Annotated in this window: 12 protein-coding genes; 8 read left to right on the forward strand and 4 right to left on the reverse strand. The window is 62.3% G+C overall.

Annotated elements, in window-relative coordinates; genetic code table 11:
- On the reverse strand, positions 1–813 hold an 813-nt coding region (locus V6M52_RS13390; protein WP_332701375.1), incomplete at its 3' end, for a 2-hydroxyacid dehydrogenase.
- Between the two features lie 220 nt (positions 814–1,033).
- Here V6M52_RS13390 and V6M52_RS13395 point away from each other — a divergent pair.
- The 3 genes from V6M52_RS13395 to V6M52_RS13405 are packed head-to-tail and all read left to right on the forward strand — an operon-like array spanning position 1,034 to position 4,243.
- Positions 1,034–2,455, forward strand: a complete 1,422-nt coding sequence (locus V6M52_RS13395; protein ID WP_332692686.1) for a circularly permuted type 2 ATP-grasp protein — start codon at positions 1,034–1,036, stop codon at positions 2,453–2,455.
- 2 nt (positions 2,456–2,457) lie between these two features.
- Positions 2,458–3,402, forward strand: coding sequence for an alpha-E domain-containing protein (locus tag V6M52_RS13400; protein ID WP_332692683.1), 945 nt, complete (start codon positions 2,458–2,460; stop codon positions 3,400–3,402).
- A gap of 22 nt (positions 3,403–3,424) precedes the next feature.
- Positions 3,425–4,243, forward strand: coding sequence for a transglutaminase family protein (locus tag V6M52_RS13405; protein WP_332701376.1), 819 nt, complete (start codon positions 3,425–3,427; stop codon positions 4,241–4,243).
- 10 nt (positions 4,244–4,253) lie between these two features.
- Here V6M52_RS13405 and V6M52_RS13410 read toward each other — a convergent pair whose 3' ends face one another.
- Complete coding sequence (locus V6M52_RS13410) at positions 4,254–4,877, reverse strand: TetR/AcrR family transcriptional regulator (RefSeq protein WP_332701377.1); 624 nt, start codon at positions 4,875–4,877, stop codon at positions 4,254–4,256.
- Positions 4,878–4,941: 64 nt separating this feature from the next.
- On the opposite strand from V6M52_RS13410, the gene V6M52_RS13415 reads away from it, so the two are divergent.
- The 3 genes from V6M52_RS13415 (at position 4,942) to V6M52_RS13425 (ending at position 6,323) form a co-directional block, all read left to right on the forward strand.
- A complete protein-coding gene (locus V6M52_RS13415) occupies positions 4,942–5,454 on the forward strand; it encodes a DinB family protein (RefSeq protein WP_332701378.1) in 513 nt (170 codons plus the stop codon).
- Between the two features lie 63 nt (positions 5,455–5,517).
- Positions 5,518–5,862 carry an ArsR/SmtB family transcription factor gene (locus tag V6M52_RS13420; RefSeq protein ID WP_332701383.1) on the forward strand — a complete coding sequence of 115 codons (345 nt, stop codon included), beginning with the start codon at positions 5,518–5,520 and terminating at the stop codon, positions 5,860–5,862.
- Complete coding sequence (locus tag V6M52_RS13425) at positions 5,859–6,323, forward strand: SRPBCC family protein (RefSeq protein WP_332692671.1); 465 nt, start codon at positions 5,859–5,861, stop codon at positions 6,321–6,323. The genes V6M52_RS13420 and V6M52_RS13425 overlap by 4 nt, the downstream gene beginning before the upstream one ends.
- A gap of 30 nt (positions 6,324–6,353) precedes the next feature.
- On the opposite strand, the gene V6M52_RS13430 is transcribed toward V6M52_RS13425, so the two are convergent.
- Together V6M52_RS13430 and V6M52_RS13435 are read right to left on the reverse strand one after the other, a co-directional pair.
- On the reverse strand, positions 6,354–7,667 hold the full coding sequence (locus tag V6M52_RS13430) for a hemolysin family protein (protein ID WP_332701379.1): 1,314 nt from the start codon (positions 7,665–7,667) through the stop codon (positions 6,354–6,356).
- A 33-nt stretch (positions 7,668–7,700) separates the two neighbouring features.
- Positions 7,701–8,636 (reverse strand): AEC family transporter, encoded by a 936-nt coding sequence (locus V6M52_RS13435; protein WP_332701380.1) that lies wholly within the window; start codon positions 8,634–8,636, stop codon positions 7,701–7,703.
- Between the two features lie 176 nt (positions 8,637–8,812).
- On the opposite strand from V6M52_RS13435, the gene glpD reads away from it, so the two are divergent.
- Together glpD and glpK are read left to right on the forward strand one after the other, a co-directional pair.
- Positions 8,813–10,309 carry a glycerol-3-phosphate dehydrogenase gene (gene glpD, locus V6M52_RS13440; RefSeq protein WP_332701381.1) on the forward strand — a complete coding sequence of 499 codons (1,497 nt, stop codon included), beginning with the start codon at positions 8,813–8,815 and terminating at the stop codon, positions 10,307–10,309.
- 14 nt (positions 10,310–10,323) lie between these two features.
- A partial coding sequence (gene glpK / locus V6M52_RS13445; protein WP_332701382.1) for a glycerol kinase GlpK occupies positions 10,324–11,612 on the forward strand: 1,289 nt, incomplete at its 3' end.

Genomic DNA, 11,612 nt, shown 5'->3' on the forward strand with positions numbered 1-11,612 from the left:
CACCACGTTGTCGAGGGCGAGGAAGCCAGCGGGGACCTGCGGCTCCTTTTCGAACACATCGAGTGCGGCCCCCCCCAAGCCACCATTCTGCAGCAGTTCCAGCATGGCCGGTTCGTCGACCAGGGTGCCGCGGGCGACGTTGACGAGCATGCCCCTGGGGCCGAGCGCCTCGAGCACCTGGCGGGACACAATCCGTTCGGTGCCCTTGCCGCCAGGGGCGATGATGACCAGCCAGTCGCTGTCGCGGGCCATCTCGACCAGGCTGTCGTAGTAGATGTGCGGTTCGGCCGGCTGGCGCTTGCGACCGTAATAGACCACGCGCATCTTCATGGCCTGGGCGCGGGTGGCGATTTCCTTGCCGATGCGGCCGAGGCCGAGAATGCCCACGGTCTTGCCGGTGAGTTCTGAAAAGAGCGGCATGCTGCCGGCGGGCCATTTGCCCTGGCGGACATATTGATCAGCCTGCGGAATGCGGCGAGCCAGCGCGATCATCAGGCCGATGGTGAGCTCGGCCACCGCGTCGTTGAGCACGTTGGGCGTGTTGGTGACGCGGATATTGCGGGATTTGGCGGCTTTGGTGTCGATATTGTCGTAGCCGACGCCGAAGCTGGCGATGATTTCGAGATTGGGCAAGGCATCCATCAGGTCAGCCTGCACACCGCTGCCGGCGTGGGCGCGGATGCGGGCACCGTTGACTGCCAGCCAGCCCTTGGGATCGGCCTGTTCATGCAGCTTATGGACACTATAGCGCTCGGCCAGAGCGGCTTCGCAACTGGCGAGGAGCTTGCCGGTTTGAAGAATCTCGATGGCCATGGGGAACTCGCAGCAGGGACGGGGTTGGTCACAGATAACGCCCTCTACCATTCAAGTCGACCCGCATCCGCCATTCGAGCAAGGCTCTCATGGCCTTCTCGCCTAAAATCGCTCCTCGGAGCGATTTTGCCCTTCGGGCCGGCTCGAAGCTGGACGCCACGCTACAAATGTGTAGCAATGTGAAGGCGATGGGACGAGCCGTATTACCACTCGGAGCATAATGGGCGACACAACGCCGTTTGACGAAATGTACAATGCGGACGGCAGCGTCCGTGAACCTTATCGGGCTCTGGCCCAGTGGCTCGAGGAACAGCCGGACAAGGCGCTGACGCTGATGCAGTCGGATGCCGAAGCCATCTTCCGCAAGCTCGGCATCACTTTCGCCGTCTATGGCTCCGAGGAAGGCACCGAGAAGGTCATTCCCTTCGACGTCATCCCCCGCATCATCGCGGCGCAGGAGTGGCGCAAGCTTGCCAAAGGCATCGAGCAAAGGGTCAAGGCGCTCAACGCCTTCCTCTACGACATCTACCACCGCCAGGAGATCCTGAAGGCCGGGCGGATTCCGGAAAAGCTGATCCTGCAGAATTCGGCCTTCTGTCCCGAGATGATGGGGCTGGAGCCGGCCAAGGGCGTCTATGCCCACATCATCGGCGTGGACATCGTGCGGGTGGGAGCGGACGAATTCTACGTGCTGGAAGACAATCTGCGCACGCCGTCAGGTGTCAGCTACATGCTGGAAGACCGCGAGGCGATGATGCTGCTGGCGCCGGACCTGTTCCAGCGCAGCAGGGTCGCGCCAGTCGAGAATTATCCGGAAAACCTCCGGCGGACGCTGGAAAGCGTTTCACCCGCAGGGGCCGGCAGTTCGCCCAATATCGTGGTGCTGACGCCAGGTATCTATAATTCGGCCTATTTCGAGCACTCGTTCCTGGCCGACCAGATGGGTGCGACCCTGTGCGAAGGACCCGATCTCTTCGTCGATGGCGGCAAGGTCTATATGCGGACCACGACCGGGCCCAAGCGGGTGGATGTGATCTACCGAAGGATCGACGATGACTATCTCGATCCACTGACCTTCCGGCCCGATTCGATGCTGGGCGTGCCGGGCCTGTTCAACGCCTATCGGGCCGGGAATGTCACTCTGGTCAACGCGCCGGGCACCGGCATTGCCGACGACAAGGCGGTCTATACCTATGTGCCGGAAATCGTCGAATTCTATCTCGGCGAAAAGGCGCTGCTGCAGAACGTGCCGACCTATAACTGCACCAACGAGGAGCAGCGCAACTGGGTGCTGGCCAATATCGCCGACCTGGTGGTCAAGGAAGTGCACGGCTCGGGCGGCTACGGCATGATGGTGGGGCCGACTTCGAACAAGGCCATGCACAACGAATTCCGCAAGAAGATCGAGGCACGACCGGACAATTACATTGTGCAGCCGACGCTGGCGCTGTCCACCTGCCCCACTTACGTCAATGCCGGCATCGCGCCGCGGCACGTGGATTTGCGGCCCTATGTGCTGGTGGGCGATGAAGTGCGCATCACGCCCGGCGGGTTGACACGGGTGGCGCTCAAGAAAGGCTCGCTGGTGGTCAATTCAAGCCAGGGCGGCGGCACGAAGGATACGTGGGTGCTGGAAGATTGAGTATGCTCGGACGCACTGCACAGAATCTCTATTGGCTCAGCCGTTACGTCGAGCGGGCCGAGAACATGGCCCGCCTGCTCGAAGTGGGCTACCGCATGAGCCTGACCAGCCGCCGCGAGGGCGGCTCGTCGGAACACCTGATCTCGATGATGCAGGCCGCCGAAGTGGACGAGGACTTCGCCAAGAAGGACAGGCCGGCCGATGTCGACACGGTCGCCCACTTCATGATGTTCGACCCGACCAATCCCAGTTCGGTGTTTACCTGCCTGCAGGCCGCGCGCACCAATGCGCGCACGGTGCGCACCGCCATTACCAGCGACATGTGGGAAACGCTCAACGGCGCCTGGCTGGAATTCAGCCAGATCAGGCCGCGCGACGTGCGCGGGGCGAAGCTACTGGAACTGCTGGAATGGGTCAGGCATCTCAGCCACGAATTCCGCGGGGCGCTACTGGGCACCATATTGCGGGACGACGGCTTCGCCTTTCTGCAGGCGGGCAATTTCGTCGAGCGGGCTGACAATACGGCGCGTATTCTCGACATGAAATACTACGTGCTACTGCCGCGTGCCAAGATGGTGGGCGGGGACCTCGACATCCAGCAATGGACACTGATCCTGCGGGCGGCTTCGGCGCATCGCAGCTACCGGCATGTCTATCACGACCGCTACAAGGCTCATAACATCGCCGATTTCCTGATCCTGCGACCGGAAATGCCGCGCTCGCTGATCTACTGCGCTCGGTTCATCGAGAGCCAGGTGGAGACGCTGGCCCAATTCTACGGCAAGAAGCAGGTCTGCGACGACGCAGCGCAGCAATTGCGGGCGATGGTCGAGGGCACAACGATGGACACGATCTTCGCGCATGGCCTGCACGAATTCCTGACCGAGTTCATGGCGCGGAACAACCGCGTCTCCGACAGCCTGTCGGAGAGCTATAACTTCTATTGAGCCCCCGGAAAAGTAACGGTCCATGCGCATTGCCATCTACCACCAAATGAGCGTCACGCCGTCGGCGGGCTCGGCTCATGCCGTGCTGCAACTGCTGTTGACGCCGCAGAGCGGACCGACGCAGAAAATCGAAAGCTGGAGCCTGGACGTGGCGGGGATCGGCAATGCCGGCCGCTTCATCGACGCCTTCGGCAATGGTGCGCATCTGGTCAATCAGAGCAGACCAGAAGGCGAATTGCTGGTGACCGTGAAAGGCATGGTGGAAACCACGGACCGGCACGGCGTGCTGGGGCGGGTCGGCGGCGAGCCGGTGCCCGCGCTCTATAAACGCATGACGGCGCTGACCAAGGCGCCGGTGACGCTCTATGGCAAGTTCCGCGGCAGCAAGGACAGCCGGATCGACGTGCTGCACGCGCTGATGGCGCGGGTGGGCGAGATGCTGGGCGTGGCCGAAACGGCGGAAACCCAGACGCAGATGGCGGCGGACGGCGTGCAATCGCAGAGCCAGGGCCAGGGCGGCACGACCAAAGCCCTGCCCCCGGCCAGCGACTATGCCCACGCCTTTATCGGCGCGGCACGCGCGCTGGACATCCCGGCGCGCTATGTGACCGGCTATCTGGTGGATGCCGAAGTCGGCCAGACCGCCTTCCATGCCTGGGCGGAAGCCTATGATGAGGCGCTGGGCTGGATCGGCTTTGACCCATTGCTGCAATTGTGCCCCACCGACCGGCATGTGCGGCTGGCGGCAGGGCTGGACGCGCTAGGCGCGCAGCCGGTGCGGATTGTGCCGGCAGGCGATGGCGTCAAGGATGTGCTGGTGAGCGTGGAAGCGGCGGAATAGCGGCGAACGGCTAACCTTCGCGGGACAGATAGAGCTCGATCATTGTGGCCAGCGCGCGCATCAGCGCAGGATCATTCAACATAGCTCGGCGCGCCGCGTTGTGGATGACGCCATCGACCGCGTCGGAGATCAGCAGCGCGGCATTTTGGATAACGGCCGGGTCCCAGTCGGGACGGCAAGCGGCGATAGCCATGGCATAATGTTGCAGATACTCGATCTCGTATGCACTGCCCGGATCGAGGTAATCCTGCTTGGCGGGTGCCTCGTCGAGCAGGACACGGTGCAGTCCGGGATGCGTACTGTGAGCGGCAGCCATCTCCTGGACCAAAACGTCCACGAACTGTCTCACCGGTGCCCGTGAGGACGCACAGCGCTGCAAAACTGCCAGACAATCGGCCAGATGGCGGTTGCGAACTGCCTCTACCAACGACAGCTTGTCGGGGAAATACTGATACAGCGATCCGATCGCCACGCCGGCAACGTCGGCAACCCTGTTGGTGGTGAAACCAACCCAGCCCTGATCACTCAAAACGCGAGCGCCGGCCTCTACGACAGCCTCAACCATGACGCGCGACCGGGCTTGCCGCGGCTGCTTGCGCATCGTCCGGGCTGACTTGCCAATGCGAGTAGACAACGCAGCCTCCTGACGCAGAATGTGAGCATTCTACTCGCATTTCGGGCGGACGAAAGGACAGATCATGGGCGCAGCACTTTTGGACCTTTATGGCTATCACGCCTGGGCCAATCGCGATTTACTGGAGGCATTGGAGCCCCTTCCAGACCCAGCGGCCAGCACCGCGCGACGCATCCTGAACCACGCCTTCGTGGTTGCTGAAATTTTCTCCGCTCATTTGCAGAGTACGGGGCACAGCCACAAGGTCGATAACACTAACGAAACGCCGTCGTTGGAGAGCTTGAGACAAGGCGTTACGGCTTTGGACCGGTGGTACTTGAACTATGTTCACCACTTGTCCAGCGGCGACCTTGCCGAATTCGTGCCTTTCGTTTTTACGGACGGCGACAAGGGCTATATGAGCCGGTCCGAAATACTCATGCATGTCGTGCTGCATACAGCCATTCATCGGGGCGAGGTCGAACGACTCTTGTCGCAGCATAGCATCACGCCGCCCTGGGACACGTTCGCCGTCTATCTCCATAGCAGCCAGCCAGCGCGACGCCGCCAGGAACCATCCGCTGCTCCCGAACGCTAGTTGGGCCAGGACGACCTAACACTTAGCTGTTGCACTAAGTGTTAGGCCATGTTACTTAGCCTTATGGAACAGTATTCAGACGCACTCAACGGCATTTTCCAGGCCCTCGCGGATCCGACCCGAAGGGCGGTGATCGGGCGGTTGGGGCGCGGCCCGGCCAGCGTGGGCGATCTGGCGTCGCCGTTCGAGATGGCCCTGCCCTCGTTTATGAAACATATCCACATGCTGGAAGAGGCGGGACTGATCCGCACCAGCAAGGCGGGTCGGGTGCGCACCTGTGAGATTGCGCAGGAGCGACTGATGGCGATCGACAATTGGCTCAACCAGCAAAGGTCGATCTGGGAGGGCCGGACCGACCGGCTGGAACAGTTCGTCCTGGCAGAACAGGACAAGGAACAAAAGTCATGACCATCGACCCGGAACGCGATCTTGAAATCAGCCGCCTCATCAAGGCGCCGCGTGCTGCGGTGTGGGCGGCCTGGACCAACCCGACGAGTTTTGCCAAGTGGTGGATACCGGCGCCGGCGCTGTGTCGCGTGGAGGCCATGGACGTGCGGCCCGGTGGGGCATTGACCACGTTGATGAGCGAGAATGGTGGCGCCTTTGGACCGCATCTGGACGCCTGCTATCTCGAGATCGATCCGGGCCGGCGCCTCGTCTTCACCAATGCGCTGGTCAGCGGCTGGCGGCCGGCCGAGCAGCCGATGATGACGGCGATCATCACGCTGGACGACCATGACCTGGGCACGGCCTACCGCGCCGTGGTGATGCACAAGAACAGTGCCGACCAGATCATGCACAGGGATATGGGCTTCTATGACGGCTGGGGCACGGTGGCGGCGCAATTGGCGGCGCTGGTGGAGAACTAGCGGCCGGCCAGCCGGAACTGCCGCAGAGGGCTATTTCACCGTCTTCGTGGGCGTTGGCTTGCTGGTCTGCTTGGTGACGAGCAGTTGATTGAGGCGCATGCGGTCGGCGTCGACCACTTCGAACGTATAGCCGCCAGCTTCGACCCGGTCGCCCTTGCGGGCGGCGCGGCGCAGGCGGTGAACGATGAAGCCGCCGATGGTCTCATAGGGGCCTTCGGTCTGCAGATGCTTGATGCCCAGGGCCTGGGCAACTTCGACCAGCGGGGTGACGCCATCAATGAGGTAGCTATTGTCCTCGCGGCGCAGGATGGGTTTTTCCTCAAAGGGATTGACCAGGCCCTGCACCAGGGCGGCCATCAGGTCCTTGAAGGTGACGATACCCACCACATAAGCGTATTCGCTGACTACCAGGGCGAAGCCGGTATTCTGGGCCTGAAACTCGGCCATGACTTCCCACACATTGAGGGAATCGGGGACGGAGAGCACATCGCGGCGCGTCTCGCCAAAATCCACCGAGCTTGAATGCTTGAAGGCTGCGGCCAAGGCATCCTCGGCGCGAACGCAGCCGATGACATTGTCGAGCCCGCCATCGCAGAGCGGGTAGCGCGAGAACGGAAACTGCTGCACCTTTTCGCGCTGGATCTCGGCGGGGTCCTTGATGTCGAGATAGACGATGTCATCGCGCACCGTCATCACCGAGGTGACACTGCGCAATTCGAGTGCCAGCACGTTCCTGATCAGTTGGTGCTCGCTTTTCATGAGCGCGCCCGAGGCTTCGCCACCGGCAAGGATCATGCGGAAATCCTCGCTGGTCACTTCGTCATTGCGGTCGGGCTTGAGGCGCAGCAGCGCAATCAGCCAATCGGACAGGGTGCTGAAGATCCAGACCAACGGTTTGAGCATCCGGACCTGGATCTCAAGAAAGCCGCCGACAAACAAAGCGGCACGCTCCGGCATCATCATGGCGATACGCTTGGGGGTGAGGTCGGCGAAGAGGATGAAGAGCGCAGTCACCACCAGGAAGGATAAAATGCCGCCGGCGGCCTCGGCGGATTCGATGGGCATAATCCGCCGCAGCACCACGGCAAAATAAGGCGTGAGGAATTCGGAGCCGACGATGCCGGCCAGGATGGAGACGGCATTGGTGCTGATCTGCAGCGCGGTGATGACGCTGCCGGCATTGGCGCGCAGCTTGATAAAGCGCAGCGCACGCTGATCACCCTGTTCTGCCAAGGCGCGAATGCGGATTTCCCGCGCCGCCGCAAAGGCGATTTCGGCCAGAGCGATCAGGATGCCGATCGAGACCAGCAGGGCGAGCAGCAGCAGTCCAAGCAATGCGTCCATGGGCACTCTATAACCCGCAAAGGCACCGCCGACCTATAGGGTGAGAATATAGAGCCATCCCGATATGGTGACGGCCGAGGCGATCGTGGCGATCAGGATGGTATTGGCCGCGACGCTGACGCTGCGATTGTAGTAGGTGGCAAAGACATAGACATTGACGCCGGCTGGCATGGCGGCGAGCAGGATGCCGTAGCGGGCGATGTCCATGGGCACGCGCAACACCCAGATCATCAGTACATAGGCGATGGCGGGGTGGACGATGAGCTTGATGCCCGAGGCGACAAGCGCCTGCTTCCAGTTGTCGGAAAGCTTGAATTCGTTGAGGGCGCCGCCAATGCCGAACAGCGCGGCGGGAACGACGGCAGAACTCATCATCACCAGGAATGCTTCGGCGGGCTCGATCAGCTTCAGCCCGGAGAAATAGCCGATCATGCCGGCGGCAATACCCCAGATCAGCGGATTGGAAGCGACACGCCGGACAGCGGTGACCAAGGTCTTGCCCAACGGGGCGCCGTCGCGGCGCATGAGCTCCATGGTGACCATGCCCACGGTCAGCAGGATAGCGCCATGCACGCCAATGATGGACAGCGTGACCGGCAGGGCTTCGGCGCCATAGGCCCGGCTCATGATGGGCAGGCCGATCAACACGGTATTGGTGAAAGTGCCGGAAAAACCAACCGAAACCGCCTCGCCGGGCGTGTTGCGGAACAGCTTGAGCGCGATGACGATGCCGATGGCGAAGCAGATGAGGGCACCCAGATAGAAGGGGCCGAGGATCGCCGGATTGAAGGCGGCGCTGAAATCACTGGTGACCAGCGAATAGAACAGCAGGCACGGCGTCGCGAAATTGTTCACGAAAGCGATCAGGCTCTTGATGCCTTCGGCCGGATAGAGACGGAACCGCACGGCGCCGTAGCCGAGCGCCATCAGCGCAAAGACCGGTGCGATAACAGTGAGGATGGCGAGCATGGCCGGGGCTTCCGTGGCCGGAGAGACACCCTGCCTAACCGCCGGATGCGGCGGGGTCAATGCGCATCTTGTATGGCAGATTAATCACATCACCGACGCTCACAAACGAAACACAATCTCTTCCAAAACGAAATCAAACCGCATACAAACGAAAGCAGCAAGATAAGGACCCAAGCATGGCCGGCAACGACAGCGTCGACATTTTCGTCATTGGCGGCGGGATCAATGGCGCCAGCATTGCGCGCGACGCGGTGGGGCGTGGCTATAGCGTGGCGCTCGCCGAGATGAACGATCTCGCCTCCGGCACCTCGTCGGCCGCCACCAAGCTGGTGCATGGGGGCCTGCGCTATCTCGAGCACTATGAATTCCGCCTGGTGCAGGAAGCGCTGTCGGAACGCGAAGTGCTGTGGGCGGAAGCGCCGCATATCATCCGGGCGCTACGCTTCGTCCTGCCGCATCACAAGGGGCTGCGCCCCGCCATGGTGCTGCGGGCGGGATTGGCCATGTACGACTATATGGGCGGGCGCCGTCTGTTGCCGCCCACCAAGACGCTGGACCTGACCCGGCATGAGACCGGCAAGCCGCTGAAGCCGGGCTATCGGCTGGGCTTCGAATATTCGGACTGCTGGGTGGATGACGCGCGCTTCGTGGTGCTCAATGCGCGCGATGCGGCGGACAAGGGCGCAGCGATCCATGTGCGGACCAAGGTAACGAGCGTACGCCGGGACAAGGGCGGCTGGCTCGTGGACCTCGACGGCGAGGCCGGCCGGAGCACCGTGCGGGCAAGGCTCGTGGTGAATGCGGCGGGGCCCTGGGTGGATGACGTCATCACCGGGGCGATGGGCAAGAACGGCGCGCATAATGTGCGGCTGGTCAAAGGCAGCCATATCGTGGTGCGCAAGCTCTATGACCATGACCGCTGCTACATCTTCCAGAACGGGGACGGTCGCATCATCTTCGCCATTCCCTATGAGGACGATTTCACCCTGATCGGGACGACCGACCAGGACTATGAAGGCGACCCCAAGGACGTGAAGATATCCGATGGGGAGACCGCGTATCTGCTGAATGCGGCGAGCGAATATTTTGCCAAGCCGGTGACGGCCGACCAGATTCACTGGACCTATTCGGGCGTGAGGCCACTTTTCGACGACGGGGCCAGCGCAGCGCAGGAGGCGACGCGCGACTATGTGCTGAGGGTGGATGGCGACGCAGCGACGGGAGCGGCGATCAACATTTTCGGCGGCAAGCTCACGACTTCCCGGCGGCTGGCGGAATCGGTGCTGGAAAAGATCGAGGGCGTGCTCGGCAAGAAGGGTGCAGCCTGGACCAAGAGGTCGCGGCTGCCCGGCGGCGAATTCGAGCCGCTGGCCTTCGACGCCGAAGTGCGCCGACTGGCCATGGACTATGCCGGTCTGCCTCAGGGGCTGGTGCGGCGATTGATGCGGCTTTACGGCACCAGGGCGCGGGCGGTGCTGGGCGACGCCAAATCCGTCGATGACCTGGGACAGCATTTTGGGGCCGATCTCTATGCGGCCGAGGTCGATTACCTGGTTGCCAATGAATGGGCGCGGACGGCACAAGATATACTGTGGCGACGCACCAAGCTGGGGCTGCGGGTGAGCGGGCAAGAGGCCGCAAGGCTCGAGGACTATCTGGCCCAACGCGGCTGAACCGGAGGGGACACATGAGCGGTTACATTCTGGCGATTGACCAGGGCACGACGTCGAGCCGGGCTATCGTGTTCGGCAAGGACCGAACGATCGCCGGTCTCGGGCAGAAGGAATTCACCCAGATCTTCCCGCAGGATGGCTGGGTCGAACATGACCCGGAGGACATCTGGGACTCGGTGGTCTGGGCAGTGAAGACGGCGCTCAAGGATGCGAAGGTCGAGGCCAAGGATATCGCCGCGATCGGCATTACCAACCAGCGCGAGACCACGCTGATCTGGGACCGCGCCACGGGAAAAGCCATCCACAACGCCATCGTCTGGCAGGACCGGCGCACGTCAGCCTATTGCGCAAAGCTCAAGAAGGCGGGGCACGAAAGGACGGTCACGCGGAAGACCGGACTGCTGCTCGACCCCTATTTTTCCGGCACCAAGGTCAAGTGGCTGCTGGACAATGTGAAGGGCGCGCGCAAGCGGGCCGACAAGGGCGAACTGGCCTTTGGCACCGTGGACAGCTTCCTGATCTGGCGGCTGACCGGGGGCAAGGTGCATGCCACGGACGCGACCAATGCGGGCCGGACGCTGCTGTTCGATATCGAGAAGAACCGCTGGGACAAGGGACTGCTTGAGCTGTTCGATGTGCCAGCGGCGCTGTTGCCGGTGGTCAAGGATTGCGCCGATGATTTCGGGGTGACCGATCCTGCTTTATTCGGCGCGCCAATTCCAATCCTGGGGGTGGCAGGAGACCAGCATGCTGCAAGCATAGGGCAAGCATGCTTCAAGCCTGGCATGCTCAAATCCACCTATGGCACGGGTTGTTTTGCGCTGCTGAATACCGGGGCCGACATGGTGCGATCCAAGAACCGGCTATTGACCACCATCGCCTATCGCCTGGACGGCAAGACGAGCTATGCCCTTGAAGGCTCAATCTTTATCGCCGGCGCGGCGGTGCAGTGGATCCGCGACGGGCTCAAACTGGTCAAGCACGCCAGCGAAACCGGGCCCCTGGCACGCACGGCGGATCCGAGCCAACACGTCTATATGGTGCCGGCTTTCGTAGGTCTTGGGGCACCGTGGTGGGATGCCGAAGCGCGCGGCGCCATCTATGGGCTCACCCGCAATTCTGGGCCGGCCGAGATCGCGCGGGCGGCACTGGAGGCGGTCTGCTACCAGACGCGCGACCTGCTCGACGCCATGCGCAAGGACTGGAAAGGCGGCGGCGACACGGTGCTGCGGGTGGATGGCGGCATGGTGGCCTCGGACTGGACCATGCAGTTCCTGGCCGACATTCTCGATGCGCCGGTGGA

It is taken from the genome of Devosia sp. (assembly GCF_036676215.1).
Lineage (GTDB): Bacteria > Pseudomonadota > Alphaproteobacteria > Rhizobiales > Devosiaceae > Devosia.

Excerpts from the sequence above, each read along its gene's own strand:
- V6M52_RS13430 (WP_332701379.1), bottom strand. The coding sequence starts at position 7,667 with ATGGACGCATTGCTTGGACTGCTGCTGCTCGCCCTGCTGGTCTCGATC.
- V6M52_RS13405 (WP_332701376.1), top strand. The coding sequence starts at position 3,425 with ATGCGCATTGCCATCTACCACCAAATGAGCGTCACGCCGTCGGCGGGC.
- V6M52_RS13425 (WP_332692671.1), top strand. The coding sequence starts at position 5,859 with ATGACCATCGACCCGGAACGCGATCTTGAAATCAGCCGCCTCATCAAG.
- V6M52_RS13415 (WP_332701378.1), top strand. The coding sequence starts at position 4,942 with ATGGGCGCAGCACTTTTGGACCTTTATGGCTATCACGCCTGGGCCAAT.
- glpD (WP_332701381.1), top strand. The coding sequence starts at position 8,813 with ATGGCCGGCAACGACAGCGTCGACATTTTCGTCATTGGCGGCGGGATC.
- V6M52_RS13400 (WP_332692683.1), top strand. The coding sequence starts at position 2,458 with ATGCTCGGACGCACTGCACAGAATCTCTATTGGCTCAGCCGTTACGTC.
- V6M52_RS13435 (WP_332701380.1), bottom strand. The coding sequence starts at position 8,636 with ATGCTCGCCATCCTCACTGTTATCGCACCGGTCTTTGCGCTGATGGCG.
- V6M52_RS13395 (WP_332692686.1), top strand. The coding sequence starts at position 1,034 with ATGGGCGACACAACGCCGTTTGACGAAATGTACAATGCGGACGGCAGC.
- V6M52_RS13420 (WP_332701383.1), top strand. The coding sequence starts at position 5,518 with ATGGAACAGTATTCAGACGCACTCAACGGCATTTTCCAGGCCCTCGCG.